17 protein-coding genes are annotated in these 19,931 nt (G+C 72.5%); 4 read left to right on the forward strand and 13 right to left on the reverse strand.

Annotated elements, in window-relative coordinates:
- Positions 1 to 207: 207 nt before the first annotated feature.
- From DEJ12_RS11740 to DEJ12_RS11775, 8 genes are all read right to left on the reverse strand, one after another.
- A complete protein-coding gene (locus DEJ12_RS11740; protein WP_111030122.1) occupies positions 208 to 792 on the reverse strand; it encodes a hypothetical protein in 585 nt (194 codons plus the stop codon).
- A gap of 11 nt (positions 793 to 803) precedes the next feature.
- Entirely contained in the window at positions 804 to 1,943 is a 1,140-nt protein-coding gene (locus DEJ12_RS11745) for a zinc-dependent alcohol dehydrogenase (protein WP_111030123.1), read from the reverse strand.
- A gap of 142 nt (positions 1,944 to 2,085) precedes the next feature.
- Positions 2,086 to 3,429, reverse strand: coding sequence for an HD domain-containing protein (locus tag DEJ12_RS11750; protein ID WP_146245591.1), 1,344 nt, complete (start codon positions 3,427 to 3,429; stop codon positions 2,086 to 2,088).
- 285 nt (positions 3,430 to 3,714) lie between these two features.
- Entirely contained in the window at positions 3,715 to 5,043 is a 1,329-nt protein-coding gene (locus DEJ12_RS11755) for an NAD(P)/FAD-dependent oxidoreductase (RefSeq protein ID WP_027465651.1), read from the reverse strand.
- Positions 5,044 to 5,075: 32 nt separating this feature from the next.
- Entirely contained in the window at positions 5,076 to 5,285 is a 210-nt protein-coding gene (locus tag DEJ12_RS11760) for a hypothetical protein (RefSeq protein ID WP_017887301.1), read from the reverse strand.
- Positions 5,286 to 5,292: 7 nt separating this feature from the next.
- A complete protein-coding gene (locus tag DEJ12_RS11765; RefSeq protein WP_111030145.1) occupies positions 5,293 to 7,083 on the reverse strand; it encodes a DEAD/DEAH box helicase in 1,791 nt (596 codons plus the stop codon).
- 206 nt (positions 7,084 to 7,289) lie between these two features.
- Positions 7,290 to 8,534, reverse strand: coding sequence for a DNA polymerase IV (gene dinB, locus DEJ12_RS11770; RefSeq protein ID WP_111030125.1), 1,245 nt, complete (start codon positions 8,532 to 8,534; stop codon positions 7,290 to 7,292).
- A gap of 403 nt (positions 8,535 to 8,937) precedes the next feature.
- Positions 8,938 to 10,101 carry an acyl-CoA dehydrogenase family protein gene (locus DEJ12_RS11775; protein WP_111030126.1) on the reverse strand — a complete coding sequence of 388 codons (1,164 nt, stop codon included), beginning with the start codon at positions 10,099 to 10,101 and terminating at the stop codon, positions 8,938 to 8,940.
- 23 nt (positions 10,102 to 10,124) lie between these two features.
- Here DEJ12_RS11775 and DEJ12_RS11780 point away from each other — a divergent pair, with 23 nt between their 5' ends.
- Entirely contained in the window at positions 10,125 to 10,919 is a 795-nt protein-coding gene (locus DEJ12_RS11780; RefSeq protein WP_071244716.1) for an SGNH/GDSL hydrolase family protein, read from the forward strand.
- 30 nt (positions 10,920 to 10,949) lie between these two features.
- On the opposite strand, the gene DEJ12_RS11785 is transcribed toward DEJ12_RS11780, so the two are convergent.
- The 4 genes from DEJ12_RS11785 to DEJ12_RS11800 are packed head-to-tail and all read right to left on the reverse strand — an operon-like array spanning position 10,950 to position 15,523.
- On the reverse strand, positions 10,950 to 12,284 hold the full coding sequence (locus DEJ12_RS11785) for a serine hydrolase (RefSeq protein WP_181433152.1): 1,335 nt from the start codon (positions 12,282 to 12,284) through the stop codon (positions 10,950 to 10,952).
- A gap of 42 nt (positions 12,285 to 12,326) precedes the next feature.
- Positions 12,327 to 13,559, reverse strand: a complete 1,233-nt coding sequence (locus DEJ12_RS11790; protein WP_146245590.1) for a D-alanyl-D-alanine carboxypeptidase family protein — start codon at positions 13,557 to 13,559, stop codon at positions 12,327 to 12,329.
- A gap of 25 nt (positions 13,560 to 13,584) precedes the next feature.
- Positions 13,585 to 14,235: a DUF1097 domain-containing protein gene (locus DEJ12_RS11795; protein WP_111030129.1), complete on the reverse strand. Its 651-nt coding sequence runs from the start codon at positions 14,233 to 14,235 to the stop codon at positions 13,585 to 13,587.
- Positions 14,228 to 15,523, reverse strand: coding sequence for an amidohydrolase family protein (locus tag DEJ12_RS11800; RefSeq protein ID WP_111030130.1), 1,296 nt, complete (start codon positions 15,521 to 15,523; stop codon positions 14,228 to 14,230). Before DEJ12_RS11800 ends, DEJ12_RS11795 begins: the two co-directional genes overlap by 8 nt.
- 147 nt (positions 15,524 to 15,670) lie before the next feature.
- On the opposite strand from DEJ12_RS11800, the gene DEJ12_RS11805 reads away from it, so the two are divergent.
- Genes DEJ12_RS11805 through DEJ12_RS11815 form a run of 3 tightly spaced genes read left to right on the forward strand, consistent with a single transcriptional unit; the run spans position 15,671 to position 19,079 of the window.
- Positions 15,671 to 16,348 (forward strand): FadR/GntR family transcriptional regulator, encoded by a 678-nt coding sequence (locus DEJ12_RS11805; protein ID WP_111030131.1) that lies wholly within the window; start codon positions 15,671 to 15,673, stop codon positions 16,346 to 16,348.
- Positions 16,345 to 17,472 carry an acetamidase/formamidase family protein gene (locus tag DEJ12_RS11810; RefSeq protein WP_111030132.1) on the forward strand — a complete coding sequence of 376 codons (1,128 nt, stop codon included), beginning with the start codon at positions 16,345 to 16,347 and terminating at the stop codon, positions 17,470 to 17,472. The genes DEJ12_RS11805 and DEJ12_RS11810 overlap by 4 nt, the downstream gene beginning before the upstream one ends.
- Positions 17,469 to 19,079 (forward strand): AtzH-like domain-containing protein, encoded by a 1,611-nt coding sequence (locus DEJ12_RS11815; RefSeq protein ID WP_111030133.1) that lies wholly within the window; start codon positions 17,469 to 17,471, stop codon positions 19,077 to 19,079. Before DEJ12_RS11810 ends, DEJ12_RS11815 begins: the two co-directional genes overlap by 4 nt.
- Here DEJ12_RS11815 and DEJ12_RS11820 read toward each other — a convergent pair.
- Positions 19,076 to 19,894, reverse strand: a complete 819-nt coding sequence (locus DEJ12_RS11820; protein ID WP_111030134.1) for an RNA methyltransferase — start codon at positions 19,892 to 19,894, stop codon at positions 19,076 to 19,078. The two genes, DEJ12_RS11815 and DEJ12_RS11820, sit on opposite strands and share 4 nt — an antisense overlap.
- Positions 19,895 to 19,931 lie beyond the last annotated feature (37 nt).

Consider the following 19,931-nt stretch of genomic DNA (forward strand, 5'->3'; position numbering starts at 1 on the left):
CGCTCAGGACGTTCTCCGCGCAGCGTCGGTGCGCGCGGGTGGACGCGGGTGGACGCGGGACGTGCGGACTGGAGGCGCGGGGCGGGGCCGCTGCGCGCCTCCAGTCCAGGGTGTGCGCACGTCGCGGGCCGGTGCGACGTTGCGCACTCCGTGTGACGGAACAAGGTCGCACCGAGTGGGCAACGCCGCACGGGACGTCGCGCGCGGTCAGCGCGAGCGGCGCGCCCGCCGCACCACCAGCACGACGGCGCCGAGCGCCGCCAGCCAGCCCCAGTTCGCGACCACCGGGTCGAGCACCTGGTGCCGCCAGTCCGACCGACTCGACCCCAGGCGCGACGCAACGGGGTGGTTCCCCCGCTCCGCCGCGACACCGGTCTCGCTGATCACCCGGTCCGGCCGACCCCGGAGCGCATCGGTCACCCGGTGCGTCGCGACGTCCAGGCGGTCCCCGACGACGAGCAGCATCCAGTGCGCCAGGCGCCCCTCGCTGAACCGCCGGTAGGCGTACCGCCGGACGATTCCGGCGACACCGTGCAGCGGCTGCGCGGTCCCGAACACCGGCGTCACGTGGGCGTGCTCGATCGAGCGCTCCCGGCCGTGCGCACCGTCCTGCTGCGGCGGGCGGTCCCAGTGGGCTCCGGTGGCCGAACCGGCCTCACGCGAGAGCTTCGGCACGGACGGCCGGTCCGTCGGGTCGAGGTCGCTCCCCCACCCCGGGATGCGGGCACGGAGTTCCTCGGCCGACGGCACCCGACGGGGTGGATCGGCGATGTACGGGGTGTGGTCGGACATGTCGGGCCTCCTCACGGCACGACGACGGTCTTGATGCAACCGTCGAGCTTGGACGAGAACAGGTGGTACCCCTCGGCGATGTGCTCGAGGGGGATGCGGTGCGTGATGATGTCGCTCGGCTTGAAGTGCCCGGCCTGGATGTGCTCGAGCAACCGCGGCCACTGGCGCTTCACGTGCGCCTGGTTCGTGTGGATCGTGACGCCCTTGTTCATCGCGTCACCGAACTTGACCGCGCTCGGGATCGGCCCGTACGCGCCGACCGCCGAGACCGTGCCGCCCTTGCGGACACCGTCGATCGCCCAGTTGAGCGCCGTCGGGGACCCGCCCTGCAGCTTGAGCTTCGAAGCGGTGACCTGCTGAGTGAAGTTGCTGTCCGCCTCGGCTCCGACGGCGTCGATCACGCTGTCCGCACCCAGGAAGTCGGTCTGCTTCTTCATCTCGAGCACGACGTCGTCGACCTCGGCGAAGTTGATCGTCTCGGCGTGCGCGAAGCTCCGGGCCTTCTCGAGCCGGTACTCGAGCTGGTCGACGACGATCACCCGACCGGCTCCCATGAACCACGCCGACGCCGCGGAGAACAGTCCGACCGGCCCGGCACCGAGCACCACGACGGTGTCGCCCTCACGGATCGACGCGAGCTGCGCCCCGAAGTACCCGGTGCTCAGTGCGTCCGTCATGAGGAGGGCGTCGTCGTCGTCGAGCCAGTCCGGGATCACCTGCGGTCCGACGTCGGCGAACGGCACCCGCACGCGCTCCGCCTGCCCGCCGTCGTACCCGCCGGTGGTGTGCGAGTACCCGTAGATCCCGCCGACCGCGGTCGCGTTCGGGTTCACGTTGTGGCAGTTCGCGAAGAGTCCGCGGGCGCAGAACCAGCACGTGCCGCAGAAGATGTTGAACGGGACCATCACGCGGTCGCCGACCGACAGGGTCTCGACGGACGAGCCGATCTGCTCGACCACCCCGATGAACTCGTGGCCGAACGTGTGCCCGACCCGGGTGTCGGGCATCATGCCGTGGTACAGGTGCAGGTCCGACCCGCAGATCGCGGCCCGTTCCACCCGGACGATCGCGTCGTTCGGGTGCTCGATCCGGGGATCCGGTTTCTCCTCGACGCGGATCCGGTACGGGCCGCGGTACGTCATGGCGCGCATGGACGCTCCTCTCGTTCGTCGCGTCCACGCTGGCGCGCGCCACGTTGGAACGGACCCAGGACCGCAGATGGCGGACAAGCGGTGGGCGTCCGCACAGACGGACGGGAGGCGCGGTGCCAGCTGGCACCGCGCCTCCCGTCCGTCACCGGCGTGCGTCGACCGCTCGGCGCAGCCACGCGCGGGCTCCGGCGACGTCATCGAAGACGCCGTCGTCCTGCGCCGCCGCGGACGCCACGAGGAGTTCGCGGAACACCGGCCCCGGGGTGAGTCCCGCGTCGACGAGGTCGCGGCCGGACAGCAGCCGCACGGGCCGACGCGCGACCTGGTCCCGGAGCGCGACGTCGAACCACGACCACGCCGAGGACCGGCTCGCCCCCAGACCACGCCCCTGCGAGTCGGCTTCGCACACCCGGGCCCACGACTCCATCGCGGGCAGGGAGGATCCGAGCCGTCGGAACAGCCGCCGAGCAGCGGGAACGGACGGTGGCGCGCCGTTGGACGAGTGCGGGACCATGTGCTCGCGAACGAGCGGGACGACCCGCTCGACGATGTGGCGTGGCGCGCCGAGGCGACCGAGCAGCGCTGCTGCTGCCGCAGCGCCGGACACCTCGTGGCCCAGGCTGCGGATGCGGACCGCACCTGCGTCGTCGGCGAGGACCTGCGTGCCGGAGCCGGCCTTCCCCAGGTCGTGCAGCACGGCGGCGAGCGCGACGACGACCCGGTCGTCACCCCGGATCCCGTCCGCGGTGCAGGCGCGGGCGGCAGCGTCCCCCGCCGCTCCGAGGTGGACGTGCACGGGACCCTCCGGGTGCCACCGGGGGTCCTGCGGCACGTCTCGGACCGCGGCGAGCTCGGGCAGGTGTCGCTCCCAGCCGCTGTCGTGCAGCGTTCGGAGGGCAGCCGACACGTGGTCGCCGAGTGCCAGCTTGCGGATCTCGGGCCAGATCCGCCCGGTGGCGATCGACTCGAACCGCGCCGCGAGCGACCGCGCCAGACGCAGCGTCGCGGGGTGCACGGCGAAGTCGAACCGGGCGACGAGCTGTACGGCACGCAAGACCCGGAGCGGGTCCTCGCTGCAGCGTTCGGAAGCGTGCCGCAGCACGCCGATGACGGCATCGTCGATCCCACCGACCGCGTCGAGGAACACGTTCGTGCGGGGGTCCCAGGCGACGGCGTTCACCGTGAAGTCCCGACCGAGGGCGGACACCGTGACCGGATCGGGCGCACCGGACTCCGCGGTCACTGCGACGTCGACGCGGGATCCGTCGAGCACCACCTTGAGGACCGGAAACCCCGCACCGGCCTCGACGACGATCGCGCCGGCCGCACGCAACGCTCCGACGACCACATCGGTCCTGGTGCCGTGCACCTCGACGTCGACGTCACCGGTGGTGGTCGGTCCGCGCCCGGCTTCCCGGAGCAGCACGTCGCGGACTGCTCCGCCGACCAGGGAGGGCTGCCCGATCCCGCCCAGGACCTCGAGCACCGTTCGGGCTCCGGCGTCGAGGCCGAAGGCGCGGAGCGGGTCGGCCGGACCGGGGCACCGGTGGACGGTGCTGTCGTGACGCTCGGCGCCGCATCGCAGGCACGATCGGACGGAGGAGGAGGTGGTGGGGCGCACGTGTCGGTCGACTTCCGGGACCTCGTCGCCGTGGGCGCCGAGGGAGTCAGTATGCCGGAGAGCGGCAGGTGGGTGCGAATGCACGTGACGGACGGACGGGAGGCGCGGTGCCAGCTGGCACCGCGCCTCCCGTCCGATCTTTGGGGGCGTCTAGCTCTTCGACGCCTCGACGAAGTTGCGTCGCGGGTCAGTCTCCTTGATCAGGGAGGTCGCGTCGCGACCGGACACCGCGCCGGTGATCCAGCCGATGATGATGCGGGCCTTCCGGTTCAGGGTCGGCATCGCGTACACGTGGTACGCGCGGTGCGCGAGCCACGCGAGCAGGTTGGTCATCTTGATGCCCTTGATGTTCGCGGCACCCTTGCCGACACCGTACGACGCGACGGTGCCGATGGAGGGGTGGCGGTACTCCTCGAGCGGCTTGCCGGTGATGGTCGCGACGATGTTGTCGGCGGCGACCACGGCCTGGCGCACGGCGTTCTGCGCGTTCGGCGGGTAGAACGCCGGCTGCTTGTCGGCGGTCAGGTCGGGCACCTGCGCGACGTCACCCAGGCCCCAGACGCCCTCGACGACCTGGTGGGTGTCCTCGGCCTCGACCTGGAGCTTCGCGTTCGCGGCGAGGTGGCCCTTCGGCCCGCGCGGCAGGTCGGAGGCGTCGAGGAGCGGGTTCGGCTTGACGCCGGCGGTCCAGACGAGCAGGCCGGTGGCGAACTCGTCGCCGTCGGAGAACTTGACGACGCCGCCCTCGGCGCTCGGCATGGTGGTCTTCAGGCGGACGTCGATGCCACGGGCACGGAGCGACTCGAGCGTCCACTTGGACAGCTCGGGGCCGACCTCGGGCGCGACGCGGTCGAGGGCGTCGATGAGCACCCAGCGGGGCTGCTCACCGGCGAGCGACGGGTAGGTCTTGATGGCAGCCTGCGACACGTCGAAGAGCTCACCGATCGCCTCGACGCCGGTGTAGCCACCGCCGACGAAGACGCTGGTCAGCAGACGGCGACGCTCGTCCTCGTCGCGGGTGGCGGCGGCCTTCGCGATGTTGTCGAGGAGCTTGGCGCGCACGTAGGCGGCCTCTTCGACGCTCTTGAAGCCGACGCCGTACTCCTCGAGCCCGGGGGTCGGGAAGGTGCGGGTGACGGAACCGAGGGCGACGACCAGGTGGTCGTAGCCGAGGGTGCGGTCGTCGCCGCCGGCGGTCGCGATCGAGACGGTCTTGTCCGCCGAGGAGATCGCGGTGACCTTGCCCTGGATCACCCGGGTCTTGCGCAGTGCACGGCGCAGCTCGACGGTGACGTCCTTCGGCGCGATGTGGCCACCGGCGACCTCGGGCAGGAACGGCAGGTACGTGTAGTAGGTGTTCTGGTCCACGAGCGTGATGCGCATGGGCACCGTGGCCGCGTGCTTCTGGAGCTGCTTGACCGTGGTGTAGCCAGCGGAGCCGCCACCGAGGACGAGGACGTGAGGGATCGAGTCTGCCATTCCTCCGGTCTACCGGACTTTGGCTTGGCGCGTCATGAGTTCCGCGGCCTGTCGCGGAGCCGCCACCACGCGGTCTCGGCCAGTTCGGGTCCGGTGAACACCCCGTGCGGGGTGCGGCGGGACTCGGTGAGCGAGAAGCGGCGCAGTCGGTAGCCGCCGCCGAAGCGGTCGATGATCGCCTCGGGTGACGCCTCGGGGTCGCGCTTGACGTACCAGGTGCGGTCGTCGACCGGCTCGATCACGCTGCGGTCACCGTCGTCCGCCGATGCGGGAGCGCAGGATGTCGATGCGCTTCTGGATCTGTTCGATGCTCGCCTGCGCCACGGCCGGGCCACCGCTGATCCGTCGGAGTTCGGCGTGGATCAATCCGTGCGGTTCGTTCGAGTGGCGGGACCAGATCGACACGAGCCGGGCGAGCTCGGTGCGCTGCTCCTTGATCGTCATGTACATCGGGCGGTCGGGCTCGGGCGCTTTGGGCATGCCGTCCTTGGCCGTGCGGCCCTTGGAACGCTTGGCCTGGGTGGCCTGACGGGCACGCAGGAGGTCGCGCACCTGGTCGGGTTCGAGGAGCCCCGGGATGCCGATGAAGTCGAGCTCCTCGAGGGAACCGACCTCGCCGCCGGTGCCGAACTCACCGCCGTCGTAGAGGACGCGGTCGAAGGACGCCTGCGAGTCGAGTGCCTCGAACGGCTGGACCTCGAGCAGGCTCTCGGACGCGCGGTCTTCCTTGTTGGCCTCGGCGACCATCGCGTCTTCGGGGTTGTACATGCCGTCGTCGGCGTCCTTCGGGCGGTCGAGTGCGTGGTCGCGCTCGAGCTCGAGGGTGGCGGCGAGGGCCATCAGGCCGGGGACGCTCGGCAGGAAGACACTCGCGGTCTCACCGCGGCGACGGGCACGCACGAAGCGGCCGATCACCTGGGCGAAGAACAGTGGCGTACTCGCGCTCGTGGCGTAGACGCCGACGCAGAGCCGTGGGACGTCGACACCTTCGGAGACCATGCGGACGGCGACCATCCAGCGCGAGGTGTCCTCGGCGAACGCGCTGATGCGACTCGACCCGGCGGCTTCGTCGGACAGCACCACGGTGGGGCGCTCCCCCGTGATCTGCTGCAGGATCCGGGCGTAGGCGCGTGCCGTGGTGGTGTCGGTGGCGATGACCAGACCGCCGGCGTCGGGCACACCACGACGAACCTCGGTCAGGCGCTTGTCGGCCGCGGAGAGCACGGCCGGCATCCACTCGCCCTCGGGTGACAGCGCGGTGCGCCAGGCCTGGGCCGTGATGTCCTTCGTGACCTGCTCACCCAGGGACGCCGACATCTCGTCGCCCATCCGAGTCTTCCAGCGCATCTGGCCCGCGTAGGCCATGAACAGCACCGGGCGGACGACGCCGTCCTTCAGCGCTCGGCCGTAGCCGTAGTTGTAGTCGGAGATCGAGGTGCGGATGCCCTGCTCGTCGGGGGCGTACTGCACGAACGGGATCGGTGCGGTGTCGGACCGGAACGGGGTCCCCGACAGCGAGAGCCGGCGGGTGGCGCCGGAGAACGCCTCTCGGATGCCGTCGCCCCACGTCAGGGCGTCGCCACCGTGGTGGACCTCGTCGAGGACGACCAGGGTGCGGCCGCCCTCGGTGATGCGCTTGTGCACCTCGGGGTTCATGCCGACCTGGGCGTATGTGATCGCGACGCCCTGGTAGTGCCGGCCGAACATGCCGTCGCCGTTCTTGAACATCGGGTCGATCCGGATGCCCACACGGTCGGCGGAGTCGGCCCACTGGCGCTTCAGGTGCTCGGTCGGGGCCACGACGACGATGCGGTCGACGGTGCCGCGGGCGAGGAGCTCGGTCGCCAGACGCAGCGCGAAGGTGGTCTTGCCGGCGCCGGGGGTCGCGGCCGTGAGGAAGTCGCGGGGTTCCTTCTCGAAGTACTTCGTGAGCGCTTCGATCTGCCAGGCGCGGAGCTTCGATGCCGTGCCCCAGGCGGCCCGGTCCGGGAACGCCGGCGACAGGTGCTGGACGGCCGAGTTGCCGGCCGCTTCGGCCAGGGCCGCGGCGTCGGCTTCGTCACGGGCGGCGTCACCCTGCGCCTGCGCCGTCTGGTACGCCTGGGTTTGGTGCGCCTGGCTGCCGTCGTTCGTCGGCGACGATCCGCCTGCGCCGGACTGGTCGTCACCCGACTCCGCCCACAGCGTGGCGGGCTGCTGGTCTTCGTACTCCGCTGCGCTCACTGAACCCGATTCTACCGCCACCGTCAGTCCTGCCGAGCGTGCGGGACGCCGCCGTCAGGGGTCCGGCGGACCAGGGATGCCGGTCGGAGCACGCCGGCGCCGAAGCGCGCGGCGACCGCGTCGACCGTGGTCTCGGTGTCGCGCCACGGCGCGTCGTCGTCCCACAGGGCGTTGCTCGCGGCCGCGGGCACGAGGTTCTCGCCGCGCACCCCGATCAGCCGGATCTGGTTGCCCGGTCGGTGCAGCACGTCGTACAGCTCGACGGCTTCGCGGTGCAGGCGCTTCGCGACGTCGGTGGGCTCCGCCAGGGTGCGCGACCGGGTCAGGGTGGTGAAGTCGGTGTACCGGACCTTGAGCGCCACGGTCCGGGCCTGCACGTCGGCCTGGCGCAGGCGGACGGCGACCTTGTCGGCCAGGCGCAGGAGTTCACGGGCAACGTCGTCGCGCTCGGTCAGGTCGCGACCGAACGTGACCTCGTGCCCGATCGACTTCTCGCCGACGCCGGTGTCGACCACGCGTGGATCGCGACCCCACGACAGGTCGTGCAGCCGCTGCCCACCGGCCGGGCCGAGTGCCGACACCAGCGACCCGAGCGGGGTGTTCGCCAGGTCGCCGACCGTGCGGATGCCCCGGCGTTCGAGCGTCTCCTGCGTCTTGCCGCCGACGCCCCAGAGCGCGGACACCGGCTGCGGGTGCAGGAACGCCACGGTGTCGGCGGCGGGCACCACGAGCAGGCCGTCCGGCTTCGACCGGCTGGAGGCGAGCTTCGCGACGAACTTCGTCGATGCCGCACCGACGGAGCAGTGCAGACCGGTCTCGGCGAAGACCGTGCGGCGGATCGCCTGGCCGATCTGCCACGGGGTGCCGTACAGGCGGAGGGCGCCGGCGACGTCGAGGAACGCCTCGTCGATGCCGAGCCGCTCGACCCGCGGGGTGAACCGGTCGAAGATCGCCATCACCGCGGCGGACTTCGCCCGGTACTTCTCGAAGTGCGGCTCGACGATGACGGCGTTCGGGCAGCGGCGTTTGGCGATGGCCATCGGCATCGCGGAGTTGACCCCGTAGCGACGGGCTTCGTAGGTGGCGGCGGTGACGACGGAGCGGTCGGAGTCGTGTCCGACGATGACCGGCAGCCCCACCAGGTCGGGGCGGTCGAGCAGTTCGACGGAGGCGAAGAAGGCGTCCATGTCGACGTGCAGCACGGTCGCCGAGACGTCGTCCACCGGTGCGTCGGAGACGAGGCGGTTCCGTCCGTCCTGCTTGCTCACACCGAGATGATGCCAGGAGCCGCCGACATCGCCGCGCGGGGCCGGCTCACGGCCGCTCGGTGCGAGGTTCGTCCCGTCGTGCGCGGTTGCTCGCCCGCCGTCGCACCGTGCGCCCTTCGCGACTCGGTGCCGGGTTGGTTGTACCGTGCGGCGCCACAGGGCAGCACCGAGCGACCAAGCTCGCACCGGCCGACGGACCCGGCACCGTGCGCCGCCACGCCATCGCCGCCGTCGCGCCCACCGCACCGTGCGCCCTTCGCAACTCGGTGCCGAGATGGTTGCACCGTGCGGCCGCACAGGGCAGCACCGAGCGACCAAGCTCGCACCGGCCGACGGACCCAGCACCGTGCGCGGCCACGCCACGCCGCCGTCACGCCAACCTCGCACCGTGCGAGCGCAGCGCTCAGCCGAGCGGGCCGAGCACCGACGCGGCGATCGTCCGCGCCGCGGAGTCCCGCGACGACGGGTGGTACTGCCCCGCCCGGACGTCACGCGCCAGCCGCGCCAGCTCGCTCGACGACCGGAACGCCGAGCCGCCGACGACGCGCATGGCCTCGTCCACGACGTGCTGCGCGGTGTCCACGGCCCGGGCCTTGGTGCCGACGAGCAGCGGGAACCAGCGGGCTCCGAGGTCGTCGAGCTCGTCGACCGACCGGGCCAGCGAGTCGACCTGCAGCGTGATCGCGTCGACCGAACCGCGCAGGTCGGCGATCGCCCGGCGCACGTCGGGATCCTGCGACCGCGGGGTGCCGTCGGCCGCGGTCCGCCCCGCCACGGCGGTCGCCGCGAGCGTGATCGCGCGCTCCGCGATCCCGGCGTACACCGACGCGATGAGGACCTCGAACGACGCGAAGATCCCGAACACGAGCGGGTCCTGGTTCGGCCCGACCGGCAGCGACCGGACGATGCGGTCGGCGGGGACGTGCACGCCGAGCAGCTTCGTGGTGCGGCTCTGCGTCGCGCGCATCCCGAGCGTGTCCCAGTCGTCCAGGTGCTCGACGTCGCCGTCGGACCGCAGGACGAACCCGTGCACGAGCCGTGGCTCCGGCCCCGAGGTGTCCTTGCCGAAGACGCTCATGACGTCCCACGCCGGTGCGAGGGACGTGAAGACCTTCGTGCCGGTGAACCGGTAGCCGCCGTCGCCGTCCGGCTCCGCCGTCGTCGACGAGTCGAACAGCACGGCGTCGTTGCCGGGTTCGCTCACCCCGAAGGCGAGCAGGTGGTCGTCCGCAGCGTGGTCGGTGACGGCCTGGAGGAACGACTCGCCTCGCGTACGGACGGCGCGGGCCGCCTGCACCCACACCTGGTGCATGCCGAGGCCGAGTGCCGTCGCCGGTGCGGCCTGGGCGAGGGCGCGCTGCACCCGCGCGGTGGCGCGGAGGCCGAGGCCCGCCCCGCCCTGCTCGACGGGGACGCCGATCCGCAGGTAGCCGTCGGCGCGGAGCTCGTCGAGGTCCTCGGTGCAGAACGCGTTCGCGGCGTCGTAGCCGGGGGCGCGCTCGGCGATGCGGCTGAGCAGCTCGTCCGGCACCGACCAGCCGACGGCGTCCGTGTTGGCCTTCGTCATGCCACGAGACTAGGGTCCGGGACGTGTCAGATCGTCATCCTTGGACCAGGTACGTCGCGATCGGTGACTCGTTCACCGAGGGCATCGGGGACCCCGACCCCACCGTCCCGGGCGGCAACCGCGGCTGGGCGGACCGCGTCGCCGAGGTGCTCGCACACCAGACCGACGACTTCGCCTACGCGAACCTCGCGATCCGCGGGCGGTTGCTGCAGCAGATCATCGACGAGCAGGCCGAGGCCGCCGTCGCCCTGCACCCGGACCTCATCACGGTGTCCGCCGGCGGCAACGACATCATCCGCCCCGGCTCGGACCCGGACGAGCTCGCGGAGCGCGTGGACCGGCTCGTCGCCGACCTGCGCCGCGACGGAGCCACCGTCGTGCTCTTCACCGGCCCGGACGTCGGGATGACCCCGGTGCTCGGCATGGTCCGCGGCAAGACGGCGATCTACAACGAGAACCTGCACGCCATCGCCCTGAAGCACGGCGCCCTGGTGGCGAACATGTGGGCACTCCGGGTGCTCCGGGACCCGCGGATGTGGGCTCCGGACCGGCTGCACCACTCCCCGATGGGCCACTCGACGATCGCCGCGGCGGTGCTCGACACCCTCGGTGTCCCGCACGGGCTCGAACCGTTCAATCCGGACCCGCTCGAGGCGCGCCCGTGGCGTGAGGCTCGCGCCGAGGACCTCGGCTGGGCCCGGGAGTACCTGGTGCCGTGGGTGGTCCGGCGCATCAAGCACACCTCGTCCGGCGACGGGGTGTCGGCGAAGCGGCCCGAGCTGCAGATCGTCACCGAGCACCCCTCCGACACCCCGTAGACGCGGCGCGGGCCGCGGAGCCGCGGGCCCTCAGTCCGCGGGGCGCCGCAGCGTGAGCGGTCCGTCGTGCAGCGGCTCGGTCTCCCAGCTCGTCGTCGTCGATCCCGTGGCGGGGTCGATCCGGACGTGCGCCAGGTGCGGGGTCTCGACGAACCGCACGTCGACACGGACCGTCCCGTCGTCCGCGACGGCACCGCTCGCGGCGAGCGGGCCCTCCACGGCCCACTCGCCCTGCCCGACCGGCACGGACAGGGAGCCGCCGTCGACGTCGAGCGTGAGCCGCCACCCGTTGCCGTCGCGGGCCAGCGGACCGACGTCAGCGAGGCCCTGCAGCGGCCCACCGTCGACGGCGGGCAGTCCCAGGGAGGTGAGCCGGGCCTCCAGGGCGGATGCCGAGGACGCGTCGGACGCGCGGTCGACGGCAGGCAGCAGGTGCTCCCAGACCGCGTCGAGGACGGCCTGCATGTCGAGACTCTGACCGGTCATCGCGAGGACGACATCCTGCTCCGGCAGGACGACGCAGAACTGGCCGTAGGCACCGTCGCCGCGGAAGCCGTGGCGGGCCATCCAGAACTGGAAGCCGTAGCCCTGGGACCAGTCGGGGTTGGCCTCGTCCGGGTTGGCGACCTGCGTGCTGATCGCCTGCTCGACCCAGTCGGCGTCGAGGATCCGCTCGCCGTCCCAGACGCCGCCCTGCAGGTACAGCTGGCCGAGCTTGGCGACCGCGTCGGTCGGCGCGTAGCACCCGCTGTACCCGAGCTCCGCGCCGGTGTCGTCGCGGCGCCAGGCGAGGTCGTCGATGCCGAGCGGATCGAGCAGGTGCGGGCGGAGCCAGGCGACGAGGGACCCGCCGGTCACCCGCCGGACGATCGCGGCGAGGGTGTACGTGCACGGCTGGTTGTAGGCGAAGACCGTGCCGGGTTCCTCGTCCGGCGGGAGCAGCAGGAACCCGCGCACCGTGTTCGTCGGGTCGAGGGCCTTGGCGCGGTCGATCGTCTCCTCGCGGTGGCCGCTCGCCATCGCGAGCAGGTGCCGGACGCGGATGCGGCGGCTGCGTTCGTCGGTGACGTCGGCGTCGAGCTCCGGGAAGTACGACAGCACGGTCGCGTCGAGGTCGATCAGGCCCGCCCGGACGGCGATGCCGACCCCGGCGGCGGTGAAGCTCTTGCTCAGCGAGTAGAGCAGGTGCACGCGGTCCGCGGCGTAGGGCTGCCACCAGCCCTCGGCCGCGACCTGGCCGTGCCGCAGCAGCATGATGCTGTGCGGCTCCACGCCGGGCGTGGACTCGAGGGCGTCGAGCAGGGCGGTCACGCCGCCGGGATCGATGCCGAGGGCGGCAGGGGTGGTCCGGGGGAACGTCGTCATCGTCGTCACCCGACCGACTCTACGGTCGGCGGCCGACGGGCGTCACGCCCCCTGGAACGGGTTCGTCCAGCGCCACCAGACGCCGGGGTCGTCGATCGTGCGTTCGAGCACGAGCGGCACCGTGACCGGGTCGTGGTCGGAGATGCGGAACCGCACCTGCCCGACCCGCTCGCCCTTCGTGCCGAAGGTCACCTGCTCGAGCTTCGCCTTCGCGGTGACGGCGGTCTTGCCCCACACGAGCACCTCGGCGGCCTTCGTCGTGACCGCGTCGGCCTCGTCCTGCCACGGGGTCGAGAAGGTGCCGAAGGTCTGCCCCTGGTGCGTGAGCGTCACCACCTGGAAGTTGTCCGCCACGGACCGCAGCAACCGCTGCACGTCGACGTCGAGGGAGTCGTGGTCGACACCGCCGAGCATCACGCCGACGACGGTGACGTTCCTGCCGCCGCGCTCGTACGTCGCCGCGAACAGCAGACAGGCGCCGGCTTCGTCGAGGGTGCCGGTCTTGATCCCCTCGATGCCGTCGAGTCCGAGGAGCTTGTTCGAGTTCTCGATCTCGCCGACCGTCGGGATCGTGACGTCCTGGGTACCGACGATGTCCTTCACGACCGGGTTCGCCAGCGCGAGCTGCCCGAGCTCGACCAGGTCCGTGGCGGTCGAGGTGTTGTCCGGGTCGAGGCCGGTCGGCTCGTGGATCGTGGTGTCGTCCAGGCCGTGTTCGTCGAGCCAGTCGTTCGCCGCGTGCTCGTAGGCGGCGATCGACCCGAAGGCCCAGATGGCGAGTGCGCCGGCGTAGTTGTTCGCCGACTTCATGAGCATCACCTGGAACGTCTGGTGCTCGGTGAGCTTCAGGCCGGCGGGCATCGGGGCAACCTCGCCGTTCTGCGCGGCGTACTTGGCGTACAGGCCCTCCATCTGCGTCGTGAAGCGGATGGACGGACCGGACTCCCCCGCGGCCATCGGCTTCTCGTCGAGCACCACGAGCGCCGTGACGACCTTCGTGATGCTCGCGATCGACCGGGGCTTCGTGTCGCCGCTGGTGCGCAGGCTCTCCGGGAAGTCCGTCGCTTCGACCGCCGTCGCGCCGTACCCCGGGAAGCTCAGCGCCGGGACGGTCGTCTTCGGTGCCGAGTACGTGGTGGTGCTGGCGCTCGCCGGGCCGAACGGTACGACGGCCGCGGCGACGAGGTACCCGGCCACCAGGAGCAGGACGGCGACCACCGAGATCGTGACCGGCCTCCGGACGGCGGAGCGGGGGCGGCGGACGACTCGTGACACGGGACCCGAGCGTACCGGTCCGCTCCTAGGCCGAGGCTGCGACGGGCTGGTCGGGCTGGCGTTCCGGAGCAGGAGGCGGGGTCGCTGCGCCGCCGGCGTCGGTCGCGGCGACCGGGTCGGCCGTAGCGGCCGGGTCGGACGAGCCGACCGAACCGGCCGAGCCCGTCGTCTCGGCCCGGGCGAAGGTCAGGCGGCGGGACAGGTAGGCGAACACCGGCCCGAGCGAGTTCATCAGCACGACCGACACCCAGGCGGCCCAGGCGTTCCCCGGGTCGAACCCGAAGCCGCCGAAGCAGGTCGCGAAGAACGAGGCGAACCCGAGGAACATGCCGGGGACGAGCCCGAACAGCTTCGTGCGACCGGTGTACATCAGGGCGCAGTTCACGACGAGGATGAGCAGCGCCAGGACGGTGTTCTGCGCAGCCTGCCCCTCGCCGAACAGCGTGCCGAACCGCTGGTCGAGCAGGACGATGACCAGGCCGAACGCCGAGCCGATCGGCATCGCGGCCCACAGGCGCGTGGCGTTCCGCAGCGTCGGCTTGCTGCCGAGCAGGAACATCCCCGCCCAGCTGATGAAGATCGCCCAGGTCGGCAGGTGCAGGGCGTTGCCCCCGATGAACGCCGTGGCACCGGCCAGGACGGAGGCGACGATCTCGTGCGGGATCCGTTCACGCATGGCTGAGTTCCTTCGATCGGTTCGTGGTGCGGCTGGTGGTGAGACGGACGGTCCGGGTGGTCTCGGCGACGATCCGGCCGCGCTTGAGGACGAGGGCGCGGTCCGGCCGGTCGAGCAGGACGCCGTCCGGGTCGGTGGTGGAGAGCACCACGAGGTCGGCGGCGGCACCGGGCCGGATGCCGTGGGTGTCCGCGACGCCGACGACCTCGGCCGCCCCCGTGGTGGCCATGGCGAGCACCCGGCGCAGGTCGTCCGGGCCGGACAGGTGCCCGGTCTGCGCCAGGAGCAGCCCGACGTCGAGCAGGTCGGCGTTGCCGAACGGGGTGAAGGCGTTCCGGACGTTGTTCGACGCGTACGCGCTCGTGACCCCGGCGTCCCAGAGTTCGCGGACCGGCACGACCCCGCGCCGCACGTCGTGGTCGTCGGACCGTCCCCCCAGGTGCAGGTCGGTCGCGGGCAGCGGCACGACGGCGACCCCGGCAGCTGCGAGACAGTCGAACAACGCCCGGCGCTCGCCGCGGGGCAGGCTCGCGACCGAGGTCACGTGCCCGAGCGCCACCCGCCCCTGCAGCCCGCGGGCGGTCACGCGGTCGGCGATGTGCCCGGCGAGGGCGTACCGCGGGTCGGAGGTGTCGTCGGCGAAGTCGGCGTGCAGGTCGGCCGGTACCCCGAACTCCTCGGCGAGGTCGAGGACGGTCTCGACGTGCTCGTGGCACGCGGACAGGGTGTGCTCGTTGTGTGTGCAGCCACCGATGACGTCCGCCCCCGCGGCGAGCGCCTGACGGAGCAGCGCGAGGGTGCCCGGTGCCTTGGCGATGCCCTCCTGGGGGAACGCGACGATCTGCAGGTCGAGGGCGTCCCGGTACTCGTCGCGCAGGTCGAGCAGCACCTCGACCCCGGTGAGCCCGACGATCGGGTCGACGTCGGGGTGTGCGCGGACGAGCGTCGTGCCGTTCGTGATGGCCTGGTCGAGCAGAGTGCGGGCGCGGTCGCGGACGGTGGCGTGGGTGAAGCCGCGCTTGAGCTCCCCCGTGACGGCGATGGCGCCGGCGAGGGTGCCGTCGGGGTTCGGGCGTTCCCGGTCGAGCAGGGCCTTGTCGACGTGCAGGTGTGCCTCGATGAGCCCGGGGATGAGCACACGCCCGGCGCAGTCGACCACGCGGGCGGAACCAGCGGGAGCGGCGGCACCGGGCAGCGCGTCGGCCACGCTGACGATCACGCCGTCGGCGATGGTGACGTCGACGGATCGACCGTCGGTCAGCCGTGCGTTGGTGAGGACCAGGTCCATGTCGAACCCCTCTTCCGGTCGGTGCGGGTGGGACGTGGTCCACCATTCGCCCGCCGTGTTTCGGGTTCCGACGCCCCGTGTGACGGCCGTGTAAAAGATGGTCGTACCAATGAACCAAGCAGACCAACCGGCCCTACGGTCGAGGGCATGCACCGTGGACGGACCCTGAGCGCGGCGACCGCCGCCCACCTCGGCACGCTCGTGCTCGACGACCTGCAGCCCGGCGACAAGCTGCCGCCGGAACGCACCCTCGCCGAGGACCTCGCCGTGTCCCGCACGACCATCCGGGAGGCGCTGCAGGAGCTCGAGCGCCGTCGCCTGGTCTCCCGGACCCCCGGCCGTGGCACCGTCGTGCTGCCGCGGCCGGAGGAAGCGTCCGCCCTGCTCGACCACCACCGCGACGACCTGGACCACCGGGCCGAGCACGTCGCCGAGTTCCGGACCGTCGTGGAGCCGCAGGTCGCCGGACTCGCGGCGTCGCGGGCGGGCGAGGCCGACCTGCTCACCCTGGAACGCATCCTCGCCGCCACCCACGCGGGGCTCAGCCCGGAGGAGTCGCTCGCCCAGGACGTCGCCTTCCACGTGCAGGTCGCCCGCACCTCGGGGAACCCCCTGCTCGTGTCCCTGTGCGAGCTCAGCAGCGGCTGGGTGCAGGACGTCCGTGCCCGCTCGCACAGCACCAGCGAGGGGCGCCGGTCGTCGTTCGAGTGGCACGAGCGGATCCTCGAGCGGATCCGGGAGCACGACGTCGCGGGCGCGACGCGGGCGATGGCCGACCACCTGGCCGACGTGGCCCACCTGGTCGAACGGAGGACGGAACGATGACCACCACACACCGCACCACTGCACACCAGACCACCGCCCCCGCGGTGGCGACCCTGCAGCCCGGCACCGGACCCGTCCGCGGTGACCACTCCCTGCACGTCGACCCGGAGACCGTCCTCTGGGGCCGACTGCCGAGCGACGGCGACACCCCGGCCCTGACGATCGGCCCCGGGGAGTCGGTCACCATCGACACCGTGAGCCACGAGGGGATCCTCCCCGACCAGGGCAGCGACCCCGTCGGCTGGTTCGGCGACCACGGCGTCGCTCCGGAGCACGTCCTCGCCGACGCCGTCGCGATCGCCCGCTCCGGTCACCGCGACCCCGCGTCGGACGGACCGCACGTGGTGTCCGGGCCGATCGCGGTGCGCGGTGCCCGTCCTGGTGACGTGCTGACGATGACGGTCCTCGAGACCCTGCCCCGGGTGCACTACGGCGTCGTGTCGAACCGGCACGGCCGCGGCGCCCTGCACGGTGAGTTCCCGGTCGACGGCACGACGGTGAGCGTCTTCGCCGACGTCGTCGACACCGCCCAGGGCCGGCGGGGCCGTATCCCGCTCACCGCCGCCGGCGACCGCTTCGCGCACTTCCCCCTCGCCCCGTTCCTCGGGATCATGGGCGTCGCCACCCCCGGGGAGCGGCTGCACTCGGTCCCGCCCGGTCGCCACGGCGGCAACATCGACGTCAACCTGCTGCAGGCCGGGTCCCAGCTGCACCTGCCGGTGCTCGTCCCCGGCGCACTCGCCCACGTCGGTGACCCGCACTTCGCCCAGGGCGACGGCGAGGTGGCGCTCACCGCGATGGAGGCCTCGCTCCGCGCGACGATCCGCTTCGACCTGACCCCGGCAGCCGAGGCCGCCGCGCGCTTCGGTGACCTGGTCTGGCCCGTCGCCGAGACACAGGAGTTCCTCGTGCCCACGGGCATGGACCCCGACCTCGACGAAGCCGTCCGGCAGTGCGTCCGGCACGCCGTCGCGATCCTCGGCGCGCGCTGGGGCATGGAACGCCACCTGGCGTACGCGTACCTGTCGGCCGCGACCGACTTCAACATCTCGCAGGTGGTGGACCTGGTCACCGGTGTCCACGCCCGCATCCGCAAGGCCGACTTCGAGGAGCCCGTCCGATGACCACGCCCCCGGCGTCGCCCGCGCCCGACGCCGTGCCCGAAGGCCTGCTCGAGGCCCTCGGCGCCTACGAGACCGCCCTGCTGGCGAACGACCTCGACGCCCTCGACGCCGCGTTCGTCGACTCCCCCGGCACGATGCGCGGCGACGACCGTGGCCTGCTCGTCGGGCACGACGCGATCAGCGCGTTCCGCGGGGCACGGGGTGGGGTCGCGACCCGGTCGCTGACGCACGTCGAGGTCCGCCCCCTGACCGAGGACCGCGCCCTCGTCGTGTCGGTGTCCCGGTTCGCCGCGGGCGGGCAGGGCCTCCAGACCCAGCTCTGGCGCCGCGACGGCGACACCGGCGCCGGCCCCCGCTGGCGCATCGAAGCGGCCCACGTCACCGGCCGCCCCAAGGCCGTCGACACCACCGTCTGGCGGGCCGTCGGCGACCCACTCGTCGCCCCAACCGCCTCCGGACCGCTCGACGGCCTGACCGTCGCCGTCAAGGACCTCTACGCCGTCCCCGGCCAGCCCGTCGGCGCCGGCAACCCGACCCACCTGCGCGAGGCACCCGTCGAGACCGCGCCCGCCGCAGCGGTCGCCGCGCTCCTCGCCGCCGGCGCCTCGATCCGCGGGATCGCACGCACCGACGAGTTCGCCTACAACCTGACGGGCCGGAACGCGCACCACGGCACGCCGCCGAACAGCGCGGCTCCCACCCGACTGCCTGGAGGCTCGTCCAGCGGATCCGCATCGGCCGTCGGCCTCGGGACGGCCGAGATCGGGATCGGCACGGACACCGCGGGATCTGTGCGGGTCCCCGCCTCGTACCAGGGACTCTGGGGCCTCCGGACGACCCACGGCACGGTGTCCCGCGAGGGGCTGCTCCCGCTCGCGCCGTCGTTCGACACCGTCGGGTGGCTCACGCGGAGCCACGGTGTGCTGCTCGCCGCCCTCGACGCCACCGAGCCGCCGCCCGCGACGGCAGGGGCTTCCGATGTGACCGTGCTCGTCGTCCCCGAGGAACTCGTCGCACTCGTCGAACCGGCCGTCGCCCGGTCCTTCACCGCCTTCGTCGAGACACTCGAGGAGCCCGTCGCGACCGTCCGGCTGCGCGGCCTCGGCATCCCGGACCCCGCGGCACTGCAGGAGCAGATGCGGCTCGTCCAGGCCGCCGAGGCGCTCGCCGCCCACGGCCCCTGGATCGACGCGCACCCCGGCGCACTGAGCCCCGTCGTCGGTGACCGGTTCCGGGCGGCACGCGCGAACGACCCCGACGCGACCGCCGACGCCGTCGCACGCCTCGATGAGGTCCGTGCGACGATCCGCCGTGCCCTCGCCGGTCGGACGCTGCTGTTCCCGACCGTGCCCGGACCCGCACCGCTGCTCGACGCGGACACCGCTGCGCTCGAGCGCACCCGGACCGCCACCACGGCGATGACCGCGCTCGCGAGCGTCGGTGGGCTGCCCGCGGTGAGCGCACCAGCGCTGACCGTGGACGGCGCGCCCGTCGGCGTCTGCCTGGTCGGCGGACCGGCCACCGACCGTGCCCTGGTGATCCGTGCCGGGGGCATGCTGCCCGACCAGGCCGCCCCGGGCCTCCCGACCGTCTCGGTGGTGCGCTAGGAGGCGAGCCGCCGGGCGTGCGTGACCGCCCACAGACCGACGGCGCTCGCCGCGGCCACGTTGAGCGAGTCGACGCCATGTGCCATCGGGATCCGGACGGTCGTGTCGGCCGACGCGATCGCGGCCGGCGTCAGTCCCTGCCCCTCGGTGCCCATCACGAGCGCAACCTTGTCGGGCAGGTCCGCCACGAAGGCGTCGAGGTCGATCGACTCGTCGGTCAGCGCCATCGCGGCCAGGTGGAAGCCCTGCGCGCGGAGTTCCTCGCCTGCCGCGGGCCAGTCGCCGATGCGGGTCCACGGCACCTGCAGGACCGTGCCCATGCTCACCCGGACGCTCCGGCGGTACAGCGGATCGGCACACCGCGGGCTGACGAGCACCGCGTCGGCGCCGAGGCCGGCGACGCTCCGGAACACCGCGCCGACGTTCGTGTGGTCGACGATGTCCTCGAGCACGACGACGACCTTCGCGTCCTGCACCACGTCGGCGACGCTCGGCAGCTCGGGGCGCTGCATCGCGGCGATCGCACCGCGGTGCATCCGGAAGCCGGTGAGCTCCTCGAGCAGGGCGTCGGCGCCGACGAAGACCGGCCCGTCGTGCTCCGCGACCAGGGGCAGGACGCTGTCGAGCCACTTCTCCTGCACCAGGATGCTCCGCGGCACGTGCCCGGCGCGGACCGCACGCTCGATGACCGTGTTCGACTCGGCGATGTACAGGCCGCCCTCGGGCTCCGAGACCCGGCGGAGCGCCACGTCGGTCAGACGGGCGAAGTCGTCGAGGCGGGGATCGTCGAGGGAGTCGATGCGGACGGGGTGCACGGGGCTCGTTTCGGTGTGGCTGTCTCTTATACACATG

It is taken from the genome of Curtobacterium sp. MCLR17_059 (genome assembly GCF_003234665.1).
Lineage (GTDB): Bacteria > Actinomycetota > Actinomycetes > Actinomycetales > Microbacteriaceae > Curtobacterium > Curtobacterium flaccumfaciens.